This window comes from Streptomyces sp. PA03-6a, assembly GCF_033792765.1.
Lineage (GTDB): Bacteria > Actinomycetota > Actinomycetes > Streptomycetales > Streptomycetaceae > Actinacidiphila.
In genome coordinates this window covers 21,259-43,502 of the sequence record NZ_JARAVK010000036.1, presented here as the reverse complement: position 1 = coordinate 43,502, position 22,244 = coordinate 21,259, and the positions used below count along the sequence as shown (strand labels likewise).

Genomic DNA, 22,244 nt, shown 5'->3' with positions numbered 1-22,244 from the left:
GCGGTCGTGGTCCCGTGCGGGTCAGACGTTGAAGCCGAGCGCGCGCAGCTGGTCGCGGCCCTCGTCGGTGATCTTGTCGGGGCCCCACGGCGGCATCCAGACCCAGTTGATCTTCAGGTCGTTGACGATGCCGTCGGTGGCGGACTTCGCCTGGTCCTCGATGACGTCGGTCAGCGGGCAGGCCGCCGACGTGAGCGTCATGTCGAGGGTCGCGACGTTGCTGTCGTCGATGTGGATGCCGTAGATCAGGCCGAGGTTGACGACGTCGATGCCCAGTTCGGGGTCGACGACGTCGTAGAGGGCCTCACGGATCTCCTCCTCGCTCGCCGGCTTCGTCGTCGTCACTTCTGCGTTCTCGCTCATGCGGACTCCCTGACCGCGCCATCGCCCAGTGCCTGGGCGGTGGCGTCCTTCCACGCCATCCAGCTCAGCAGCGCGCACTTGACGCGCGCCGGGTACTTCGAGACGCCCGCGAACGCGACCGCGTCCTCCAGCACGTCCTCCATCGCGTCGTCGGGCTCCAGCTTGCCCTTGGACTGCATCAGCTCCAGGAAGACCTCCTGGACCTTCACGGCCTCGTCGACCTGGCGGCCGACGAGCAGTTCGTTGAGCACGGAGGCACTGGCCTGGCTGATGGAACAGCCCTGGCCCTCGTAGCTGATGTCCCGGATGGACGTGCCGTCGAGCTTGACGCGCAGCGTGATCTCGTCGCCGCACGTCGGGTTGACGTGGTGCACCTCGACGTCACCGTCGCGCAGGCCGCGGCCGTGCGGGTTCTTGTAGTGGTCCAGGATGACTTCCTGGTACATCGAATCCAGCTTCACAGGCTTCGCCGTCCGTCCCTCAGCCGAAGAAGTTCCGTACGTGCTCCAGGCCCTCGACCAAGGCGTCGACCTCGGCCGGAGTGGAGTACAGATAGAACGACGCTCGTGTGGTCGCGGGAATTCCGTACCGCAGGCAGACCGGCCGCGCGCAGTGGTGGCCGACGCGCACGGCGATGCCCTGCTCGTCCAGGACCTGGCCCACGTCGTGCGGGTGGATGTCGCCCAGGGTGAAGGAGATCGCGGAGCCCCGGCCCTCGGGGGTGTCCGGGCCGATGATCTTCAGCTCGGGCACCTCCTTGAGCCGCTTCAGCGCGTACTCGGTGATCGCGTGCTCATGCGCGGCGATCTTGTCCATGCCGATGGCGCTCAGGTAGTCCACCGCCGCGCCGAGGCCGACGGCCTGGGCGATCGGGGGCGTACCCGCCTCGAACTTGTGCGGCGCGGGCGCGTACGTCGACTCGTGCATCGAGACGGTCTCGATCATCTCGCCGCCGCCCAGGAACGGCGGGAGGTCCTCCAGCAGCTCCTGGCGGCCCCACAGCACGCCGATGCCGGTCGGGCCGAGCATCTTGTGGCCGGTGAAGGCCACGAAGTCGGCCTGCAGCGCCTGCACGTCCAGCACCATGTGCGGCGCGGCCTGCGAGGCGTCGATCAGCACCAGGGCGCCGACCTCCTGGGCGCGGCGCACGATGGCCTCGACCGGGTTGACCGTGCCCAGGATGTTGGAGACGAGCGTGAAGGAGACGATCTTCGTCTTCTCGGTGATGACCTGCTCGATGTCGCTCAGGTCGAGCCGGCCGTCGTCGGTCAGGCCGAACCACTTCAGCTTCGCGCCGGTGCGCTGCGAGAGCAGCTGCCACGGGACGATGTTGGAGTGGTGCTCCATCTCCGTGATGACGATCTCGGTGTCGCTGTCCACGCGGTAGGGCTCGTCGGCCCAGCCCAGCATGTTGGCGACCAGGTTCAGCGACTCCGAGGCGTTCTTGGTGAATATCACCTCGTCGCGGCTCGGGGCGTTGACGAACGCGGCGACCTTGTCACGGGCGCCCTCGTACAGCGCCGTGGCCTCCTCGGCGAGCGTGTGCACACCGCGGTGGACGTTGGCGTTGTAGCGCTCGTAGTACTCGCTGAGGGCGTCGATGACCTGGCGCGGCTTCTGCGAGGTCGCCGCGTTGTCCAGGTAGACGAGCTTCTTCCCGTCGTGGACCAGCCGGTCCAGCACCGGGAAGTCCTTGCGGATCGCCTCGGTGTCCAGCAGGCCCGGCAGCTGCAATGTCATGCGGACGCGCCTCCCTTCACATAGGCCTCGTAGCCCTCGGCCTCCAGCTTGTCCGCCAGCTCCGGGCCGCCGGACTCGGCGATCCGGCCCGCGGCGAAGACGTGGACCTGGTCGGGCTTGATGTAGCGCAGGATGCGCGTGTAGTGGGTGATCAGCAGGGTGCCGACCTCACCGCTCTCGCGCACCCGGTTGACGCCCTCGGAGACGATGCGCAGCGCGTCGACGTCCAGGCCGGAGTCGGTCTCGTCGAGGATCGCGATCTTGGGCTTGAGCAGTTCGAGCTGGAGGATCTCGTGACGCTTCTTCTCACCGCCGGAGAAGCCCTCGTTGACGTTGCGCTCGGCGAAGGAGGGGTCCATGTGCAGGCGCTCCATGGCCTCCTTGACCTCCTTCACCCAGGTGCGCAGCTTCGGGGCCTCGCCGCGGATGGCGGTGGCCGAGGTGCGCAGGAAGTTGGAGACGGAGACGCCGGGGACCTCGACCGGGTACTGCATGGCCAGGAAGACGCCCGCCCGGGCCCGCTCGTCGACGGACATGGCCAGCACGTCCTCGCCGTCCAGGGTCACGGTGCCACCGGTGATGGTGTACTTCGGGTGCCCGGCGAGCGAGTAGGCCAGGGTCGACTTGCCGGAGCCGTTCGGGCCCATGATGGCGTGGGTCTCGCCCTGCTTCACGGTCAGGTCGACACCGCGGAGGATCTCCCGCGGACCGCCCTCGGCCTCGACGGAGACGTGCAGGTCGTGGATCTCAAGCGTTGCCATGGGTGTCTCAGGACTCCTGGGTGACGGAGACGAGCACATCGTCCCCTTGGATCTGAACGGGGTATACGGGGACGGGCCGCGTCGCGGGCAGCCCGGACGGCTTGCCGGTCCGCAGGTCGAAGGAGGAGCCGTGCAGCCAGCACTCGATCTGGCAGTCCTCCACCTCACCCTCGGACAGCGAGACGTTCGCGTGCGAGCAGATGTCGTGGATCGCGAACACCTCGCCCTCGGTGAGCACGACCGACACCGGCACGCCGCCGAGCTCGACACGCCGGGGCGTGTCCTCCTCGAGCTCGCTCAGCGCGCAGGCGCGGACGAAACCTTCGGCGGCGGTCATACGACGGACGCCTCCAGTTCCGCGTCGATCTTCTCCAGCAGGCGCTCCTGCAGGTCGGCGACGCCGATCTGCTGGATCAGCTCGGCGAAGAAGCCGCGGACGACCAGCCGGCGGGCCTCGTCGGCCGGGATGCCGCGGGCCATCAGGTAGAACAGCTGCTCGTCCTCGAAGCGGCCGGTCGCCGAGGCGTGACCGGCGCCGACGATCTCGCCGGTCTCGATCTCCAGGTTCGGCACCGAGTCGACCCGGGCGCCGTCGGTGAGCACCAGGTTGCGGTTGAGCTCGTAGGTGTCGGTGCCCTCGGCCTCGGCGCGGATGAGCACGTCGCCGATCCACACCGCGTGCGCGTCCCGGCCCTGCAGCGCGCCCTTGTAGGCCACGTTGGACCGGCAGTGCGGGGTGTCGTGGTCGATGAAGAGGCGGTGCTCCTGGTGCTGGCCCTCGTCGGTGAAGTACAGGCCGTAGAGCTCGGCCTCGCCGCCGGGGGCGCCGTAGACGACCCGCGGGTGCAGCCGCACGACGTCGCCGCCGAAGGTGACCACGACGGACTTGAAGGTCGCGTCGCGGCCGACCAGCGCGGTGTGCTGGGCCGCGTGCACGGCGGTGTCGTCCCAGTCCTGGATCGACACGACGGTCAGCTTGGCGCCGTCACCGATCAGGTACTCGACGTTGGCCGCGACGACGGCGTCACCGGTGTGGTCGATGACCACGACCGCCTCGGCGAAGGCACCGACCTCGACGACCTGGTGGCCGAAGGCGACCCCGCCCTGGCCGTGCACCGAGATCCGCACCGGCTCGGTGAGCACCGCGTCCTTGGGGACGGAGATGACCGAGGCCTTCTCGAAGGAGCTGTAGGCCTGGGCGGCGACCCGGTCCACCGGCTTGCCCGCCTTGCCGACCCGGGCGTCGTCCCGGCCGACGGTCTCGACGGTGACGCCCGCGGGGGCGTTCACCTCGACCTTGACGCCGCCACCGGTCGCGACGGCGGTGCCGTCGTGCAGACCGCGCAGCCGCTCCAGCGGGGTGAAGCGCCACTCCTCCTCGCGGCCGTTCGGCACGGGGAAGTCGGCCACGTCGTAGGACGCGGGCGCGCTGACCCGGGCGTCCCGGGGCTGGCCGACCTGGATGGCGCCTTCGGTGGTGGCACCGGCGGCCGGGATGGTTTCAGCCATGGCTGTCTTACTGCCTCTTTCTGTGCTCACGAGCTTGACGGGGTTGCCGGGCGGTGACCCGGCGGAGTGGCGGGACCGGCGTCAGCCGACCGCGCCCTCCATCTGCAGCTCGATCAGCCGGTTGAGCTCCAGCGCGTACTCCATGGGCAGCTCGCGCGCGATCGGCTCCACGAAGCCGCGGACGATGGTGGCCATCGCCTCGGTCTCCTCCAGGCCGCGGCTCATGAGGTAGAAGAGCTGGTCCTCGCTGACCTTGGAGACGGTCGCCTCGTGGCCCATCGACACGTCGTCCTCGCGGACGTCCACGTACGGGTAGGTGTCCGAGCGGGAGATCGTGTCCACCAGCAGCGCGTCGCACAGCACGTTCGACTTGGAGCCGGCGGCGCCCTCGCCGATCTCGATCAGTCCGCGGTAGGAAGTGCGGCCACCGCCGCGGGCCACCGACTTGGAGACGATCGAGGAGGAGGTGTTCGGCGCCATGTGCACCATCTTGGCGCCGGCGTCCTGGTGCTGGCCCTCGCCCGCGAAGGCGATCGACAGCGTCTCGCCCTTGGCGTGCTCGCCCATCAGGTAGACGGCCGGGTACTTCATGGTCACCTTGGAGCCGATGTTGCCGTCGACCCACTCCATGGTCGCGCCCTCGTACGCCACGGCACGCTTGGTGACCAGGTTGTACACGTTGTTCGACCAGTTCTGGATCGTCGTGTAGCGGCAGCGGCCGCCCTTCTTCACGATGATCTCGACCACGGCGCTGTGCAGGGAGTCCGACTTGTAGATCGGCGCCGTGCAGCCCTCGACGTAGTGGACGTAGGCGTCCTCGTCGACGATGATCAGCGTCCGCTCGAACTGGCCCATGTTCTCGGTGTTGATCCGGAAGTAGGCCTGCAGCGGGATCTCGACGTGCACGCCCTTCGGCACGTAGATGAAGGAGCCGCCGGACCACACCGCGGTGTTCAGGGAGGCGAACTTGTTGTCACCCGCCGGGATGACCGTGCCGAAGTACTCCTGGAACAGCTCCGGGTGCTCCTTCAGCGCCGTGTCGGTGTCCAGGAAGATGACGCCCTGCTCCTCCAGGTCCTCGCGGATCTGGTGGTAGACGACCTCCGACTCGTACTGCGCGGCCACACCCGCGACCAGCCGCTGCTTCTCCGCCTCGGGGATGCCCAGCTTGTCGTAGGTGTTCTTGATGTCCTCGGGCAGGTCCTCCCAGGACTCCGCCTGCTTCTCCGTGGACCGCACGAAGTACTTGATGTTGTCGAAGTCGATGCCGGACAGGTCCGAGCCCCAGGTGGGCATGGGCTTCTTCCCGAAGAGCTTCAGGCCCTTGAGACGCAGCTTGAGCATCCACTCGGGCTCGTCCTTCTTCGCGGAGATGTCGCGGACGACGTCCTCGCTCAGGCCTCGGCGGGCGGCGGCACCGGCTACGTCCGAGTCGGCCCAGCCGTACTCGTAGTTGCCCAGACCCTCGAGTTCAGGGTGAGCCGTCTCCAGGGGGGCAGTCATGCGGGGTTCCTCCCGGCGTTGCTTGCGGTGTTGGTCGGTGCGGTGGTGCCGGCCGGCGACGCGGTCTTCGGCACGAAGGTGGTGCAGACACCGTCTCCGTGCGCGATGGTCGCCAGCCGTTGTACATGGGTGCCGAGCAGGCGGGAGAAGACCTCGGCCTCCGCCTCGCACAGCTGCGGGAACTGCTCGGCGATGTGGGCCACCGGGCAGTGGTGCTGGCAGAGCTGCTCCCCGGCGGAGGCGGGCGCGCCGCGCGTGGTGGCAGCGTACCCGTCCTGGCTGAGGGCCTTGGCGAGCGCCTGCGTGCGCTCCTCGGGGTCGGCCGCCTCGACGACCGCCCGGTAGCGTTCGGCCTGCGCGGCGACCCGGGCACGGGCGAAGGCGGACACCGCGGCGTCGCCCTCCTCCCCGCCTCCGGCGGACTCGGCGATCCAGCGCATCGCGTCGGCGGCGAGCTGGTCGTAGGCCTGGTCGAAGGCGTCGCGGCCGCAGTCGGTCAGCGCGAACACCTTGGCCGGGCGGCCGCGGCCGCGGTTCCCGTAGACCCGCTTCTCACGCGGCTCGACCATGCCCTCGGCAAGGAGCGCGTCCAGGTGGCGGCGTACGGCCGCCTGGGTGAGCCCGAGCCGTTCCGCCAGGTCGGCGGCGGTCGACGGCCCGTGGACCAGTACGGACCTGGCGACCCGGTTGCGGGTGCTCCGCTCCCCGGTCGTCTGCTCCTCCTGAGCCTCGGACACGTTTTTCACAAGACCAGTGTTGCGTAATTCATCTCGCAGAGGCAAGCGGCGGCCCCCGGGGCGGATGTCTGCTGCGTCACTTAGGGAAACCTAACCTGACCTGCGGAAACGATCTTCCCCGGTACCGGGGTCCGGCGCCCGGGACCCGCCTCCCGCCCCCCGCGCACCCGCCGCGACCGGCGGCGGCGGCATCGGGCGCCGCCCTACCGGCGGAGCGCGCCCCGGGGGTTCGTAGACTTCCCGTCATGCGAATGGACCCCGCGGTCGAGGTGACCGGACTGGTCAAGCGATACGGCCCCAAGACCGCGGTGGACGGGCTCGACCTGACCGTCGCCCGGGGCACCGTGGCCGCCGTGCTCGGACCCAACGGAGCCGGCAAGACCACGACCGTCGAGACCTGCGAGGGGTACCGCCGTCCCGACGGGGGCCGGGTCCGCGTGCTGGGGCTCGACCCGGTACGGGAGACCGCCGCGCTGCGGCCCCGGATCGGCGTGATGCTGCAGTCCGGCGGCGTGTACGCCGGTGCCCGCGCCGAGGAGATGCTGCGGCACACCGCCAGGCTGCACGCCCACCCCCTCGACCCCGCGCTGCTGATCGAACGGCTCGGCCTGGAGTCCTGCGGCCGTACCCCGTACCGCCGGCTCTCCGGCGGCCAGCAGCAGCGTCTGGCGCTCGCGATGGCCGTCGTGGGCCGCCCGGAACTGGTTTTCCTGGACGAGCCGACGGCCGGACTGGACCCCCAGGCCCGCCGCGCCACCTGGGAGCTGGTCCGCGAGCTGCGCGCCGACGGCGTCACCGTCGTCCTGACCACGCACTTCATGGACGAGGCCGAGCAGCTCGCGGACGGCGTCGCGATCGTCGACAAGGGCCGCGTGATAGCGAGCGGCACCCCCGAGGAACTGTGCCGCGGCGGCGCGGAGAACACCCTGCGCTTCAACGGCCGCCCGGGCCTGGACCTCGCCTCGCTGCTCAAGGCGCTGCCCGCCGACTCCGCCGCCGTGGAGCTCACCCCGGGCAGCTACCGCATCGAGGGCAAGGTCGATCCGCAGATGCTGGCCACCGTCACCTCCTGGTGCGCCCAGCACGGCGTGATGCCCGACCGCCTCGCGGTCGAGCGGCGCACCCTGGAGGACGTCTTCCTGGAGCTCACCGGCAAGGAGCTGCGTTCGTGACCGCCACCGGCACCTTCACCCCCGCCCCCGGCGCGGCCCCGCTGCCCCGGATGATCGGCGCGCAGACGGCACTGGAGACCCGGATGCTGCTGCGCAACGGCGAGCAGCTGCTGCTGACCGTCGTCATCCCCACGCTGCTGCTGGTGCTCTTCAGCGCCGTCGACATCGTCGACACCGGCGCCGGCAAGGCCGTCGACTTCCTGGCCCCCGGCATCCTCGCGCTGGCCGTGATGTCCACCGCCTTCACCGGCCAGGCCATCGCCACCGGCTTCGAGCGGCGCTACGGCGTGCTCAAGCGGCTCGGCGCGTCACCGCTGCCGCGCTGGGCGCTGATGACCGCCAAGACCGGCTCCGTGCTGGTCACCGAGATCCTGCAGGTCGTCCTGCTCACCGTGATCGCGTTCGCCCTGGGCTGGTCGCCGCACGGCAACCCGCTCTCGGTGCTCGCGCTGCTCGCCGTGGGCACGGCGGCCTTCTCCGGCCTCGGCCTGCTGATGGCCGGCACACTCCGCGCCGAGGCCACGCTCGCCGCCGCGAACCTGGTCTTCCTGCTGCTGCTCGTCGGCGGCGGGGTGATCGTGCCGCTCGACAGGTTCCCCGGCGCTGCGCGCTCCGTCCTGGAACTGCTGCCGATCTCGGCCCTGTCGGACGGTCTGCGCGACGTCCTCCAGCACGGCGCGGGCGTGCCCTGGGGCGACCTCGGGATCCTCGCCGTGTGGGCGGTGCTGGGGCTCGGCGCGGCGGCGCGCTGGTTCAGGTGGGAATGACGCGGTCCGCGTAGCGGGCGGCCGGCGTCCTTCCGCTGGTCGACGCCGCTCGTGTCCCCCGTCCCCTGCCCTGGGTGTCCCCCTCGTGAAGGAATGCACAAGGAGGCCCCTACGATGGTGGCCGTGCCGAATCTCAGCCAAGCAGGCCAAGCCGTGCGAAACCCCCTGGCCTTCATCGCCCAGCGCTGGACCCCGTCCCCCGAGACGGTCCGGCGGGCCGCGCTGGCCGCGCTCGTGATGAGCGTCGTCATCGTGGTGACCGGCGGCGCCGTCCGGCTGACCGGTTCGGGTCTCGGCTGCCCGACCTGGCCCAAGTGCACCGATGACAGCCTCACCGCGACCGGCGCCATGGGGCTGCACGGGGCGATCGAGTTCACCAACCGCATGCTGACCTACGTGCTGTGCGCGGCCGTCGGCTGGGCGATCGTCGCCGCGCGGGCGGCGGAGCCGTGGCGGCGCGGGCTGACCCGGCTGGGCTGGGCCCAGTTCTGGGTCGTCATGGGCAACGCCGTACTCGGCGGCATCACCGTCCTGACCGGTCTCAACCCGTACACCGTCGCCGCGCACTTCCTGCTCTCCAGCGCGCTGATCGCCGTCGCGCTGCTGATGTGGCAGCGGGCCGGCGAGGGCGACGCGGGACCGCGGCCCCTGGTCGGCAAGCCGGTCAGGCAGCTGGCGTGGGTGCTGGTCGCCGCCTCCGCGGCGCTGATCGCGGTCGGCACGCTGGTGACGGGGGCGGGGCCGCACGCGGGCGACAGCAGCGACGTGCCGCGCGTCCCGGTGAAGTGGGAGACCATCTCGCAGCTCCACGCCGACCTGGCGTGGGTGGTGTGCGGGCTGACGATCGCGCTGTGGTTCGTGCTGCGCGCCGTCGACGCCCCCGGGGGACCGCGGGCCCGGGTGCGGGACCTGCTGGTCGTGCTGCTGGCGCAGGGCGTCATCGGCTACGTCCAGTACTTCACGAAGCTGCCCGAGGTGCTGGTGGCCCTCCACATGCTCGGCTCGACGCTGGTGTGGATCGCGGTGCTGCGGGTGCTGCTCTCGATGCGCGAGCGCCCGGAGACCGAGCCCGGCGAGGCGCCGGTGACCGAGGCCGTCGCAGCCGCGCCCGAGCCCGCGCCGGCCGCCTAGCCGCCACCGGCCCGGTCAGCCAAGCCGGTACAGCCGTCGCGCGTTGTCCGCGGCCACCATGGCCGCGACGCGCCGGGCGTCGGCCGCCGACCAGGCACCGTCCGCGACCCAGCCGCCCAGCACGTCGCGCACTGCGCCGCGGAAGGCCTCGGCGCCGGTCACGTACAGCTCGGGCAGCCCGTAGGCGTCCGTGGAGAACAGCAGCTTCCCGAACGGCGCCAGCTCCAGGAACTCCGCGAACACCGCGCCCGCCCGTACCCCCACATGGGTGAGGGCCAGACCGACGTCCGCGTGCACGTGGGGGAAGACGTTCGCCAGGTAGGCCGCCTGACGGTGGTACGGGTAGCAGTGCAGCAGCACCAGGTCGGTCCCCGTGCCCGCGGTCGCCCGGGCGAAGTCCGTCAGCAGCGCCGGATCGGCGTGGTCGAGCCGCAGGTCCGGGTCGCCGAACCCGGTGTGCAGTTGCAGCGGCAGCCCGGTCGCGACGGCCGTCCACAGCAGGTGCCGCAGCAGGACGGGGTGGTCGAGCCGGGTGCGGCCGGCGCGGCGCGCGTCCAGCCACGCCCCGGCGGCGTGCCGCACCTCACCGGGCGCCGGGGGCTCCGGGGCGAGGCCCAGTCCGTGGCGGTAGGCGGCGATCGACTTGAATCCGGCGGCGGTGCGCGCGGCGGCGTGGACGGCCTCGGCGATGCCCTCGACCAGGGCCCCGGGCGAGTCGCGGGTCCCGGCGACGTCCTCGGCGAGCCGCTCCAGCCGCACGATCTCCCGCTGCGCTCCCCCACCCGCGGCGGCCAGTTCCGCGGGCGTCGTCAGGTCGCCCGGGAGTCCGGTGTCGACGACGTACGTGCCGATGCCGCTGCCGTGCAGCAGCCGGCGCGTTGTCTCGTGCGCCCCGAGTTCACGGCGCCGGGCGAGGTAGCCCGCCGGCGGGCAGTGCGGCTCCAGGCCGAGCAGCGGCGGGCACCAGCGGCGGACGGCGAAGCCGGTCTGGGTGTCGAAGTAGGTCGTGCCGGGCGCCGCGGGCGCGTCGGACTCGGTGAGGTACCCCTCGAAGGCCGCAATGCCGAGGTCGCCGCGGACGACGCCGTGGCAGTGGTGGTCGACCAGCGGCGGCAGCTCGATCACCACCGCCACCGGGTGGCCTCCGCGAGCTCGGCGGGACCGTACTCGGCCAGTGCCTCGGACTCGGCGCGCCGCACCGCGACCACCGCGCCGAACAGCGCCTCCCCCAGCGCCTCCTTCAGCGTCCCGCTGCGCACCAGGTGCGAGACGGCCTCGCTGAGCGAGGTCGGCAGCCGTTTCTGGTCACCGCGCCCGCCGGGATCGCCGCTGACCGGAGGGGGGAGCGTTCCCGCGCCGTCGCGCAGGCCGGCCAGGCCCGCCGCGATGACGGAGCCGACCAGGAGGTAGGGGTTGGCCGCCGCGTCGAACGGCTTGAGCTCGGCGTGGCCGCCGTCGGGGTCGTCGGACTCGCCCGGCACCAGGCGCAGCGCCGCCTCGCGGTTCTCCACGCCCCAGCAGCGGTGCACGCCGGCCCAGTGGGAGGGGACGAGCCGCAGGTAGCTGGCCGGGGACGGGGCGCCGATGGCGCAGAGGGCGGGCAGGGCGTCGAGCACGGCCGCCAGGAAGGTGTTCGCGGCGGGCGCCAGGCCGAACGGGGCGCTGGCGTCGCGGTGCAGGTTGTGCCCGTGTTCGCGCAGGCTCAGGTGCAGGTGGCAGCCGTTGCCGACCTGCCCGGCGACGACGGCCGGGGCGAAGGAGGCGCGCAGACCGTGGGCGGCGCTGACCGCGCGCACGGTCTCGCGGACGAGGACGACCTCGTCGGCGGCACGCACCGGGTCGGCGGGCGCGGTGGAGACCTCGAACTGGCCGGGCGCGTACTCGGGGTGCACCTGCAGCACCTCGATGCGCTGCACGGCGAGCGCGTCGTGCAGGTCGAGCAGGTAGTCCGAGAGTTCGGTCACCCGCGTCAGGCCGTAGGCCGGGCCGCGGGAGGCCCAGTCGCCGCTGCCGTCGTCCTTGACCACGACCCATTCGGTCTCGAAGCCCATCCGCAACTCCAGGCCGCGCTCGGCGGCCCGCTCCGTCATGCGCCGGGCGAACAGCCGCTGGCAGGCGGGGTGCGGGCGGCCGTCCTGGTCGTAGCGGTCGGCCGGGGCCCAGGCCCAGCCGGGGCGGGCGGCCAGCACGGTGAGGCGGTCCAGGTCGGGGAAGAGACGCAAGTCACCGTCGGGGCCGGCGATGTGCGGGGAGGAGGTGATGGCGTCGTCGGAGGTGAAGACGTCGAAGACCGGCGACATGCCCACCCCGCGGTGCGCCGCGTGCGGCAGCCGGGCGGTCGGCACGGTCTTGGCCCTGCTGATGCCCGCGTTGTCGACCCAGCTGACGGCGACGGCGCGCACGCCCTCCGCGCACAGCCGCGCCGCTTCCCGGCGGGCCGTCAGCCGCCGCTCGTCCCGTTCCTCGGTCTCCACCGACGCCTCCTCGTACCGGCCCGTCCGTCGACCGGACCACTCCCATGGTGGTCCTAACGGGCGGGCCCGGCGTCAGGTGTTGGCGCGTCCGCCGATCTGGATCCCGGCCATCCGCGACCACTCGTAACGGCCGGTGCGCACCTTGGCCGCCAGGTCGCCGTCGAAGGACTCGTGCACCGTGATCCCGGAGCGCTCGACGGCGCTGCGGGCGATGTCGTACGTGGGCGCCACCAGGTCGCCCCACTCGCCGTTCTCGCCGACGAGCACGATGCGGGTGCCGACCTCGCCGATGTACGCGATCTGGCCCTCGGCGCCGCCGCCGTGGCTCTTGGCGAACGCGGTGATCTGCTTCGCCAGGCGGGCGGCGCGGCGCTCGGCACGGGCCGCGGCCCGGCGGTCCGCGGCCTGGGTGACTGCTTCCTGGGTCTCTGCCATGGGAGGAATGCTACCCGCCGGTAATCAGCGCAGGAAGGGGTCCACGGCGACGGCGACGAACAGCAGCGTCGCGTAGGTGATCGACCAGTGGAACAGCCGCATCTCCTTCAGCTTGGCGCCGACCACACCGGCCTTCGCCCGCCCGTACAGGGCGTGCGCCTCGACCAGCCAGAAGGCGCCCAGCAGCACGGCGGCGGCCGCGTAGAACCAGCTCGCCGCACCCAGCGGCCACCACAGGGTCAGCGAGACCAGCACCATCACCCAGCTGTAGATGACGATCTGCCGGCCCACCACGACGTTGCCCGCCACGACCGGCAGCATGGGCACGCCTACGCGCGCGTAGTCGTCCTTCACCTTCATCGACAGCGGCCAGTAGTGCGGCGGCGTCCAGAAGAAGAGGACGAGGAAGAGGACGAAGGGCGCCCAGGCCAGTTCGTCCCGCACCGCCGACCACCCGATGAGCACCTGCATGCAGCCCGCGATGCCGCCCCAGACGATGTTCTGGGCCGTGCGGCGCTTGAGGCCGAGGGTGTAGACGAAGACGTAGTAGAGGATGGCCGTGAGGGACAGCGCCGCCGACAAGGGGTTGACGAGCACCCAGAACCAGGCGGTGGAAACCACCGAAAGCGTGATGCCGAAGACCAGGCACTCCCACGGCGCGACCATGCCGGTCACCAGCGGGCGCTGCTCCGTACGGTGCATGAGCGCGTCGATGTCACGGTCGATGTACATGTTGAGGGCGTTCGCGCCGCCCGCCGACATGTAGCCGCCGATCATGGTCGCCGCGACCAGCCAGAGGTCGGGCACACCGCCCGCCGCAAGGAACATCACCGGAACCGTCGTGATGAGCAGCAGCTCGATGATGCGCGGCTTGGTCAGCGCCACGAACGCCATCACACGGGCACCGAACGGCCGGTGGCGATGGCTCGATCCGATGGCTCCGGCGGGCCGGGATTCGACGGCCGTCACGAACACCCCTGAGGAAAAGTCCAGCAAGCGGCTCCGCTTGCGCGTACCACGCCACTTTAGACGTAGCGGATACTCCACCCGCGCTCGGGGGTGGCACGTGTTGGCCTCCATAGCGCAAGAGAGGCGCAACCTGAAGGTGTTCTGTGTTCAACAGGCGAAGAAACGCTGACCGGGGCACGCTGGTGACACCACCGGTGCCGGGGAGGGAATGTGGCTGCCCGGGGATCGGTTGCCGCAGGCGTCGAGCCCAACACTCGAATAGGTGCACGTACGTGCAGGGGTAGGCTCGGCAACGCCCGGTGTGCACTTCGTCACCGGCGTAATACATGTGGAGAGGAGCCCTCTCAGGTGAGCACCGAGCCGACCACCACCGAGCTGGAGTGGACCGAGCTTGACAGGCGTGCGGTTGACACCGCCCGGGTTCTGGCGATGGATGCCGTGCAGAAGGTCGGCAACGGCCATCCGGGTACGGCGATGAGCCTCGCCCCCGCGGCCTACCTGCTGTTCCAGAAGCTGATGCGGCACGACCCCTCGGACGCCGGGTGGACCGGTCGCGACCGCTTCGTCCTCTCGCCGGGACACACGTCCCTGACGCTGTACACGCAGCTCTTCCTTTCGGGGTACGGCCTGGAGCTGGAGGACCTCAAGGCCTTCCGCACCTGGGGCTCGCGCACCCCCGGCCACCCCGAGCACGGTCACACCACGGGTGTGGAGACCACCACCGGCCCGCTGGGCCAGGGTGTCGCCAACGCGGTGGGCATGGCGATGGCCGCCCGCTACGAGCGCGGCCTGTTCGACCCGGACGCGGCGCCGGGCGAGTCGGTCTTCGACCACACCATCTGGGCGATCGTCTCCGACGGCGACCTGGAGGAGGGCATCTCCGCCGAGGCGTCCTCGCTGGCCGGGCACCAGAAGCTGGGCAATCTGATCGCCCTCTACGACGACAACCACATCTCGATCGAGGGCGACACCGCGACCGCCTTCTCCGAGGACGTGCTGAAGCGCTACGAGGCCTACGGCTGGCACGTGCAGCGCATCGAGCAGGACCCCTCGGGCGACTTCGACGTCCAGGCCCTTTACGCCGCCTTCGCGAAGGCCAAGGCCGTCACCGACCGCCCCTCGATCATCGCGGCCCGCACGATCATCGCCTGGCCCGCCCCGAACGCGCAGAACACCGAGGCCGCCCACGGCTCGGCGCTGGGCGACACCGAGGTCGCGGCCACCAAGAAGGTGCTGGGCTTCGACCCCGAGCAGGACTTCGAGGTCGTCCCCGAGGTGCTGGCGCACGCCCGCAAGGTCGCCGACCGCGGCCGTGAGGCGCACGCGGAGTGGACCAAGCGGTTCGAGGAGTGGCGCTCCGCCAACCCGGAGCGGGCCAGGACCTTCGACCGCATCCACGCCGGCGAGCTCCCGGCCGGCTGGGAGGACGTCGTCCCGGAGTTCCCCGCGGGCAAGGACGTCGCCACCCGCAAGGCCTCCGGTGAGGTGCTGAAGGCGCTGGGCGGCGTGATCCCCGAGCTGTGGGGCGGCTCCGCCGACCTGGCGGGCTCGAACCTCACCACCATCGACGCCTCGTCCTCGTTCCTCCCGGCGGACAACCCGCTGCCGGAGGCGAACCCGTACGGCCGCACCGTGCACTTCGGCATCCGCGAGCACGCCATGGGCTCGACCATGAACGGCATCGCGCTGCACGGCAACACCCGCGTCTACGGCGGCACCTTCCTGGTGTTCTCCGACTACATGCGCCCGGCGGTCCGCCTGGCGGCGCTGATGAAGCTGCCGGTCTCCTACGTCTGGACGCACGACTCCATCGGCCTGGGCGAGGACGGCCCGACCCACCAGCCGATCGAGCACCTGGCGGCGCTCCGCGCCATCCCCGGCCTCAACGTCGTCCGGCCGGCCGACGCCAACGAGACGGCAATCGCCTGGGCGGAGATCCTGCGCCGCCACACGGCCAAGCCCGCCCCGCACGGCGTGGCGCTGACCCGGCAGAACGTGCCGACCTACCCGGCGAACGAGGACGCGGTCAAGGGCGGGTACGTGCTGTTCGACGCCGAGGGCGGCCAGCCTCAGGTGATCCTGATCGCGACCGGCTCCGAGGTGCAGCTGGCCGTCGAGGCCCGCGCGCAGCTGCAGGCCGACGGCATCCCGGCGCGCGTGGTCTCCATGCCGTCCGTGGAGTGGTTCGAGGAGCAGGACCAGGCCTACCGCGACAGCGTCATCCCGCCGAACGTGCGGGCACGCGTCGCCGTCGAGGCCGGCATCGGGCTGACCTGGCACCGCTTCGTCGGTGACGCGGGCCGGATCGTGTCCCTGGAGCACTTCGGGGCAAGCGCCGATTACAAGGTCCTCTACCGCGAGTTCGGTCTGACCGCGGAGGCCGTGGCCGCCGCAGCGCGCGACTCGCTCGCCGCCGCCGCACGCTGACGCACAGACCCTTACGACGTACCGAGGAGATGCAGAACCCATGACAGACGCACTCAAGCGCCTCTCCGACGAGGGCGTGGCGATCTGGCTCGACGACCTGTCCCGCAAGCGGATCACCTCCGGCAACCTGGCCGAGCTCATGGACCAGAGCCACGTGGTCGGTGTCACCACCAACCCCTCGATCTTCCAGAAGGCGATCTCCAGCGGGGACGGCTACGAGCAGCAGCTCACCGACCTCGCCGCCCGGAAGCTGACGGTGGACGAGGCCCTGCGCATGATCACCACCGCTGACGTGCGCGACGCCGCCGACGTGCTGCGCCCGCTGTACGACGCCAGCGGCGGCCAGGACGGCCGGGTGTCCATCGAGGTCGACCCGCGTCTGGCGCACAACACCGCCGCCACCATCGCCGAGGCCAAGCAGCTCGCCTGGCTGGTGGACCGGCCCAACACCCTGATCAAGATCCCGGCCACCAAGGCGGGCCTGCCGGCCATCACCGAGGTGATCGGCCGGGGCATCAGCGTCAACGTCACGCTGATCTTCTCCCTGGAGCGCTACCGCGAGGTCATGGACGCCTACCTGGCGGGCCTGGAGAAGGCCCGGGCCGCAGGCCTGGACCTCTCCCTGATCCGCTCGGTGGCCTCCTTCTTCGTCTCGCGGGTGGACACCGAGATCGACAAGCGCCTGGAGAAGCTGGGCAGCGACGAGGCCAAGTCCCTCAAGGGCAAGGCCGCCGTCGCCAACGCCCGGCTCGCCTACCAGGCGTACGAGGAGGTCTTCTCCTCCGACCGCTGGCAGGCGCTGGAGCACGAGGGCGCGCACAAGCAGCGTCCGCTGTGGGCCTCCACCGGCGTGAAGGACCCGTCCTACCCGGACACCCTGTACGTGACCGAGCTGGTCGCCCCGGGCATCGTCAACACCATGCCCGAGGCCACGCTCGACGCGGTGGCCGACCACGGTGAGGTCACCGGCGACACCATCCGCGGCACGTACGAGCAGTCCCAGGGCGAGCTGGACGCGATCGCCGCGCTCGGCATCTCGTACGACGACGTCGTCCAGCTGCTGGAGGACGAGGGCGTCGAGAAGTTCGCGGCGTCCTGGAACGAGCTGCTGGCCTCGACCGAGGCCGAGCTCAAGCGCCTGGCGCCGAAGGAGGCGTAAGCACGTTGAGCAGCGCCAACCCGCTGCGTGACGCATCGGACCGACGGCTCCCGCGCATCGCGGGACCGTCGGGCCTGGTGATCTTCGGCGTCACGGGCGATTTGTCACGTAAAAAGCTGATGCCTGCCGTGTACGACCTCGCCAACCGCGGGCTGCTGCCGCCGGGCTTCTCGCTCGTCGGCTTCGCGCGCCGCGACTGGGCGGACGAGGACTTCGCGCAGGTCGTCCACGACTCCGTCAAGGAGCACGCGCGCACCCCCTTCCGCGAGGAGGTCTGGCAGCAGCTCTCCGAGGGGATGCGGTTCGTCCCCGGCGACTTCGACGACGACCAGGCCTTCGAGAAGCTGCGCGGCACGGTCGACGAACTGGACAAGGCCCGCGGTACGGGCGGCAACTTCGCCTTCTACCTCTCGGTGCCGCCCAAGTTCTTCCCGACCGTGGTCCAGCAGCTGAAGAAGCACGGGCTGTCCGACCCGCCCCAGGGTTCCTGGCGACGGGCCGTCATCGAGAAGCCCTTCGGCCACGACCTGGCCAGCGCCCAGGAGCTCAACCAGGTCGTCCACCAGGTCTTCCGTTCCCAGGACGTCTTCCGGATCGACCACTACCTGGGCAAGGAGACGGTCCAGAACATCCTGGCGCTGCGGTTCGCCAACACGATGTTCGAGCCGTTGTGGAACCGTTCCTACGTCGACCACGTGCAGATCACGATGGCCGAGGACATCGGCATCGGCGGCCGCGCGGGCTACTACGACGGCATCGGCGCCGCGCGCGACGTCATCCAGAACCACCTGCTGCAACTCCTCGCGCTGACCGCGATGGAGGAGCCCGCCTCCTTCGACGCCAAGTCGCTGGTGCAGGAGAAGCTCAAGGTCCTTCAGGCGGTCAAGCTGCCGGCGGACCTCGGCAGGCACACCGTGCGCGGGCAGTACGCGCACGGCTGGCAGGGCGGGGAGGAGGTGCTCGGCTACCTGGAGGAGGACGGCATCGACGCCAAGTCCAAGACCGACACCTACGCCGCCATCAAGCTGGCCATCGACAACCGCCGCTGGGCCGGGGTCCCCTTCTACCTGCGCGCCGGCAAGCGCCTGGGGCGCCGCGTCACCGAGATCGCGGTCGTCTTCCAGCGCGCCCCGCACTCCCCGTTCGACAACACCGCGACCGAGGAGCTCGGGCAGAACGCCCTGGTCATCCGGGTCCAGCCGGACGAGGGCGTGACGATCAGGTTCGGTTCCAAGGTGCCGGGCACCTCGATGGAGATCCGGGACGTGACGATGGACTTCGCCTACGGCGAGTCCTTCACCGAGTCCAGCCCGGAGGCCTACGAACGGCTGATCCTGGACGTCCTGCTCGGCGACGCCAACCTCTTCCCCCGGCACCAGGAGGTCGAGGAGTCCTGGCGGATCCTCGACCCGATCGAGGAGTACTGGGACCGGCACGGCAAGCCCGAGCAGTACACCGCGGGCACCTGGGGTCCGAAGGCGGCGGACGAGATGCTCGCACGAGACGGCAGGAGCTGGCGCCGGCCATGAACATCGATCTCACCGAGACGACCTCAAGCAAGATCAATTCGGCGCTGATCAAGGCGCGCAGGGCCATCGGCAGTCCGGCCGTCGGCATGGTGCTGACCCTCGTCATCGTCACCGACGAGGGCAACCACTACGACGCCCTCAAGGCCGCCTCCGACGCCTCGCGCGAGCACCCCTCGCGCATCCTGGTCGTCATCAAGCGCCCCGGCCGCTCCCCCCGCGACCGGCGCAGCGCCCGCCTCGACGCCGAGGTGCGCGTCGGCGGCGAGTCCGGCACCGGCGAGACCGTCCTGCTCCGCCTCCACGGCGAACTCGCCGACCACGCCGAGAGCGTCGTGCTGCCGCTGCTGCTGCCCGACGCCCCCGTCGTCGTCTGGTGGCCCGAGGACGCCCCGGCGAACCCCGCAGAGGACCTGCTGGGCCAGCTCGCGGCCCGCCGGATCACCGACGCGGCGGCCACCGAGGACCCGGTCGCCGCACTGGGACTGCGCGCCGAGACGTACACCCCCGGCGACACCGACCTGGCCTGGACCCGGATCACCCCGTGGCGCAGCGTGCTGGCCGCGGCCCTGGACCAGAAGGAGGCAGCGGTCAAGGGCGCCGTCGTCGAGGGCGAGGCGTACAACCCGAGCACGGAGCTGCTCGGGCTGTGGCTCGCCAGGCGGCTCGGCGTACCCGTCAGGCGGAAGGTCTCCGACGGCCCCGGCATCACCGCCGTACGGCTGGCGACCGCGGACGGCGAGATCTGCCTGGACCGGCCGACCGGCGCGCTGGCCGAGCTCGCCATCCCCGGCCAGCCCGACCGGCACGTGGCGCTGCAGCGGCGGGCGACCTCGGACCTGATCGCCGAGGAGCTGCGCCGGCTCGACCCCGACGAGGCGTACGCGGCCGCGGTCAAGTTCGGCGTGGACCGGCTGGGGCGCGCCGAGGACGCCGCCGAGCCGGCCGCCGCCGGGGCGGGGCCGGCCCAGAACGGCGGTTCGGACAAGGCGGCCGTCACGTGACCGCCCCCCAGGTGGTGGTCCACCGGGACAAGGAACTGATGGCGCAGGCCGCGGCGGCCCGGCTGATCACGAAGATCGTGGACGCCCAGGCCGCCCGCGGCTCCGCCTCGGTGGTGCTCACCGGCGGACGCAACGGCAACGCCCTGCTCGCCGCCCTGGCCGCCTCGCCGGCCAGGGACGCGGTGGACTGGACGCGGTTGGACCTGTGGTGGGGCGACGAGCGGTTCCTGCCCTCGGGCGATCCGGAGCGCAACGAGACCCAGGCCCGTGAGGCGCTGCTCGACGCGGTTCCGGTCGACCCGGCGCGGGTCCATCCCATGCCGCCCTCGGACGGGCCGCTCGGCAACGACGCGGACGCCGCGGCCGAGGCATACGCCCAGGAACTGGCGGCGGCGGCCGGTCCCGAGGACCACGGGCCGGTGCCCTCCTTCGACGTGCTGATGCTCGGCGTGGGGCCGGACACGCACGTGGCCTCGCTCTTCCCCGGGCACCCCGGGGTCCGCGAGAGCGAGCGCACGGTCGTGGGCGTGCACGGCTCCCCCAAGCCGCCGCCGACCCGGATCTCGCTCACCCTGCCCGCCATCCGTGCCGCCCGCGAGGTGTGGCTGCTGGCGGCGGGCGAGGACAAGGCGGGCGCCGTGGCCATCGCCCTGTCCGGGCCCGGTGAGATCCAGGCCCCGGCGGCGGGTGCCCATGGGCGGGCCCGCACGTTGTGGCTGCTGGACCGTACGGCCGCCGCGAAGCTGCCCCCGCAGTTGTACCCGCCGTCCTCCCCGTGAGGCGGTGACCGGCGCGGGACGCGACGCAAGACGCCGGGCGAGCTCCTCGGAGCCCGCCCGGCGTCCTTCTACCGCCTCTGTGGCGTCTCAGCGGCCGCGCAGCGACCGGTAGGTGGCCACGAGGGCCTGGGAGGACGCGTCAAGACCGGGCACCTCGGCGCCCTCGGTCAGGGCCGGCTCCACGCGCTTGGCGAGGACCTTGCCCAGCTCGACGCCCCACTGGTCGAAGGAGTCGATGTTCCAGACCGCGCCCTGTACGAAGACCTTGTGCTCGTAGAGCGCCACCAGCTGCCCCAGCACCGACGGGGTCAGTTCCTTGGCGAGGACGGTCGTCGTCGGGTGGTTGCCGCGGAAGGTGCGGTGCGGGACCTGCGCCTCCGGGACGCCCTCGGCACGGACCTCCTCGCTGGTCTTGCCGAAGGCCAGCGCCTGCGTCTGGGCGAAGAAGTTGGCCATCAGCAGGTCGTGCTGGGCGGCGAAGGCCGGCTCCAGCTCACCGACCGGGTTGGCGAAGCCGATGAAGTCCGCGGGGATGAACTTCGTGCCCTGGTGCAGCAGCTGGTAGTAGGCGTGCTGCCCGTTGGTGCCGGGCGTGCCCCACACGACCGGGCCGGTCTGCCAGTCGACGGGCCGTCCCTCGCGGTCCACGTACTTGCCGTTGGACTCCATGTCGAGCTGCTGCAGGTAGGCCGTGAACTTCGACAGGTAGTGGCTGTACGGCAGGACCGCGTGCGCCTGCGCGTCGAAGAACTGCCCGTACCAGACGCCCAGCAGACCCATCAGCAGCGGCGCGTTGGCCTCCGGAGGGGCGGTGCGGAAGTGCTCGTCGACGAGGTGGAATCCGGCCAGCATCTCCCGGAACTGCTCCTCGCCGATGGCGATCATCAGCGAGAGCCCGATGGCGGACGGGTACGAGTAGCGCCCGCCGACCCAGTCCCAGAACTCGAACATGTTGTCGGTGTCGATGCCGAACTTGGAGACCTCCGCCGCGTTCGTGGACACCGCCACGAAGTGGAAGCGCACCGCGTCCTGGTCGCCGCCGAGCCCGTCGAGCAGCCACTCGCGCGCCGAGGTGGCGTTGGTGATGGTCTCGATGGTGGTGAACGTCTTGGACGCGACGATGAACAGCGTCTCGGCGGGGTCCAGGCCGTGCAGCGCCTCGTGGAGGTCGGCGCCGTCCACGTTGGAGACGAACCGGAAGGTGAGCCCGCGGTCGGTGAACGCGCGCAGCACCTCGTAGGCCATCGCCGGTCCCAGGTCGGAGCCGCCGATCCCGATGTTCACCACGTTCTTGATGCGGCGTCCGGTCGAGCCGACCCACTTGCCCGTGCGGACGGAGTTGGCGAAGCTCCCCATCCGGGTGAGCACGTGGTGGACCCCGGGCACGACGTTGACGCCGTCGACCGTGATCTCGGCCGACTGCGGGGCGCGCAGCGCCGTGTGCAGCACGGCGCGGTCCTCGGTGACGTTGATCTTCTCGCCGCTGAACATGGCGTCCCGCAGTGCGGCGACACCGGTGGCCGCCGCGAGGTCGCGCAGCAGACGCAGCGTCTCGTCGGTCACCAGGTGCTTGGAGTAGTCCAGATGGAGATCGCCGACCTGCACGGTGTAGCGCCGGGCGCGGTCCGGGTCGGCGGCGAACAGCTCCCGCAGGTGGGTCGCGCCCAGCTCCTCGTGGTGCTCGGCGAGCGCGTGCCACTCGGGGCGCTGGTCGAGACGGGTTCGGCCCTGCGTGTTGGTATCGGACATCAGTCCACTTCTCCTCGTCCTCCTGCTGCAGGTCCAAAC

General features: G+C 71.2%; 21 protein-coding genes. 8 read left to right on the top strand and 13 right to left on the bottom strand.

Annotated elements, in window-relative coordinates; translation table 11 throughout:
- Positions 1-21: 21 nt before the first annotated feature.
- From PV350_RS11980 to PV350_RS11945, 8 genes are all read right to left on the bottom strand, one after another.
- Positions 22-363, bottom strand: a complete 342-nt coding sequence (locus PV350_RS11980; RefSeq protein WP_018560667.1) for a metal-sulfur cluster assembly factor — start codon at positions 361-363, stop codon at positions 22-24.
- A complete protein-coding gene (gene sufU / locus PV350_RS11975; protein ID WP_326576995.1) occupies positions 360-824 on the bottom strand; it encodes a Fe-S cluster assembly sulfur transfer protein SufU in 465 nt (154 codons plus the stop codon). Before sufU ends, PV350_RS11980 begins: the two co-directional genes overlap by 4 nt.
- Positions 825-843: 19 nt before the next feature.
- Entirely contained in the window at positions 844-2,103 is a 1,260-nt protein-coding gene (locus PV350_RS11970; RefSeq protein WP_499511217.1) for a cysteine desulfurase, read from the bottom strand.
- Entirely contained in the window at positions 2,100-2,864 is a 765-nt protein-coding gene (sufC, locus tag PV350_RS11965) for a Fe-S cluster assembly ATPase SufC (protein WP_499511218.1), read from the bottom strand. The genes PV350_RS11970 and sufC overlap by 4 nt, the downstream gene beginning before the upstream one ends.
- Before the next feature lie 7 nt (positions 2,865-2,871).
- The gene (locus PV350_RS11960) at positions 2,872-3,201 is read right to left on the bottom strand and encodes a non-heme iron oxygenase ferredoxin subunit (RefSeq protein WP_500333632.1); all 330 of its coding nucleotides are present in this window, start codon (positions 3,199-3,201) and stop codon (positions 2,872-2,874) included.
- The gene (gene sufD, locus PV350_RS11955) at positions 3,198-4,373 is read right to left on the bottom strand and encodes a Fe-S cluster assembly protein SufD (RefSeq protein WP_499511220.1); all 1,176 of its coding nucleotides are present in this window, start codon (positions 4,371-4,373) and stop codon (positions 3,198-3,200) included. Before sufD ends, PV350_RS11960 begins: the two co-directional genes overlap by 4 nt.
- Before the next feature lie 81 nt (positions 4,374-4,454).
- Positions 4,455-5,876, bottom strand: coding sequence for a Fe-S cluster assembly protein SufB (gene sufB / locus PV350_RS11950; protein ID WP_499511221.1), 1,422 nt, complete (start codon positions 5,874-5,876; stop codon positions 4,455-4,457).
- On the bottom strand, positions 5,873-6,622 hold the full coding sequence (locus PV350_RS11945; protein WP_499511222.1) for a helix-turn-helix transcriptional regulator: 750 nt from the start codon (positions 6,620-6,622) through the stop codon (positions 5,873-5,875). The genes sufB and PV350_RS11945 overlap by 4 nt, the downstream gene beginning before the upstream one ends.
- A gap of 236 nt (positions 6,623-6,858) precedes the next feature.
- Between PV350_RS11945 and PV350_RS11940 the strand changes: the two genes are divergently transcribed.
- From PV350_RS11940 to PV350_RS11930, 3 genes are all read left to right on the top strand, one after another.
- On the top strand, positions 6,859-7,785 hold the full coding sequence (locus PV350_RS11940; protein WP_500333630.1) for an ABC transporter ATP-binding protein: 927 nt from the start codon (positions 6,859-6,861) through the stop codon (positions 7,783-7,785).
- 50 nt (positions 7,786-7,835) lie between these two features.
- Positions 7,836-8,552, top strand: a complete 717-nt coding sequence (locus tag PV350_RS11935; RefSeq protein ID WP_499516792.1) for an ABC transporter permease — start codon at positions 7,836-7,838, stop codon at positions 8,550-8,552.
- A gap of 114 nt (positions 8,553-8,666) precedes the next feature.
- Entirely contained in the window at positions 8,667-9,683 is a 1,017-nt protein-coding gene (locus tag PV350_RS11930; protein ID WP_499511224.1) for a COX15/CtaA family protein, read from the top strand.
- A 15-nt stretch (positions 9,684-9,698) separates the two neighbouring features.
- On the opposite strand, the gene PV350_RS11925 is transcribed toward PV350_RS11930, so the two are convergent.
- The 4 genes from PV350_RS11925 to PV350_RS11910 all read right to left on the bottom strand — a co-directional run bounded on the left by PV350_RS11925 (position 9,699) and on the right by PV350_RS11910 (position 13,561).
- Positions 9,699-10,808 (bottom strand): amidohydrolase family protein, encoded by a 1,110-nt coding sequence (locus PV350_RS11925; protein ID WP_499516793.1) that lies wholly within the window; start codon positions 10,806-10,808, stop codon positions 9,699-9,701.
- On the bottom strand, positions 10,805-12,157 hold the full coding sequence (locus PV350_RS11920) for a glutamine synthetase family protein (protein ID WP_499511225.1): 1,353 nt from the start codon (positions 12,155-12,157) through the stop codon (positions 10,805-10,807). Before PV350_RS11920 ends, PV350_RS11925 begins: the two co-directional genes overlap by 4 nt.
- A 72-nt stretch (positions 12,158-12,229) precedes the next feature.
- Entirely contained in the window at positions 12,230-12,592 is a 363-nt protein-coding gene (locus tag PV350_RS11915; protein WP_499511226.1) for a hypothetical protein, read from the bottom strand.
- Between the two features lie 24 nt (positions 12,593-12,616).
- Entirely contained in the window at positions 12,617-13,561 is a 945-nt protein-coding gene (locus PV350_RS11910) for a heme o synthase (RefSeq protein WP_499511227.1), read from the bottom strand.
- A 348-nt stretch (positions 13,562-13,909) separates the two neighbouring features.
- Here PV350_RS11910 and tkt point away from each other — a divergent pair, with 348 nt between their 5' ends.
- Genes tkt through pgl form a run of 5 tightly spaced genes read left to right on the top strand, consistent with a single transcriptional unit; the run spans position 13,910 to position 20,456 of the window.
- A complete protein-coding gene (gene tkt, locus PV350_RS11905) occupies positions 13,910-15,988 on the top strand; it encodes a transketolase (protein ID WP_499511228.1) in 2,079 nt (692 codons plus the stop codon).
- A gap of 40 nt (positions 15,989-16,028) precedes the next feature.
- Positions 16,029-17,147, top strand: coding sequence for a transaldolase (tal, locus tag PV350_RS11900; protein ID WP_500333627.1), 1,119 nt, complete (start codon positions 16,029-16,031; stop codon positions 17,145-17,147).
- A 5-nt stretch (positions 17,148-17,152) separates the two neighbouring features.
- Positions 17,153-18,676: a glucose-6-phosphate dehydrogenase gene (zwf, locus tag PV350_RS11895; RefSeq protein ID WP_499511230.1), complete on the top strand. Its 1,524-nt coding sequence runs from the start codon at positions 17,153-17,155 to the stop codon at positions 18,674-18,676.
- Positions 18,673-19,677: a glucose-6-phosphate dehydrogenase assembly protein OpcA gene (gene opcA / locus PV350_RS11890; RefSeq protein WP_499511231.1), complete on the top strand. Its 1,005-nt coding sequence runs from the start codon at positions 18,673-18,675 to the stop codon at positions 19,675-19,677. The genes zwf and opcA overlap by 4 nt, the downstream gene beginning before the upstream one ends.
- The gene (gene pgl, locus PV350_RS11885; RefSeq protein WP_499511232.1) at positions 19,674-20,456 is read left to right on the top strand and encodes a 6-phosphogluconolactonase; all 783 of its coding nucleotides are present in this window, start codon (positions 19,674-19,676) and stop codon (positions 20,454-20,456) included. Before opcA ends, pgl begins: the two co-directional genes overlap by 4 nt.
- A gap of 87 nt (positions 20,457-20,543) precedes the next feature.
- On the opposite strand, the gene pgi is transcribed toward pgl, so the two are convergent.
- The gene (pgi, locus tag PV350_RS11880) at positions 20,544-22,205 is read right to left on the bottom strand and encodes a glucose-6-phosphate isomerase (protein ID WP_499511233.1); all 1,662 of its coding nucleotides are present in this window, start codon (positions 22,203-22,205) and stop codon (positions 20,544-20,546) included.
- Positions 22,206-22,244 lie beyond the last annotated feature (39 nt).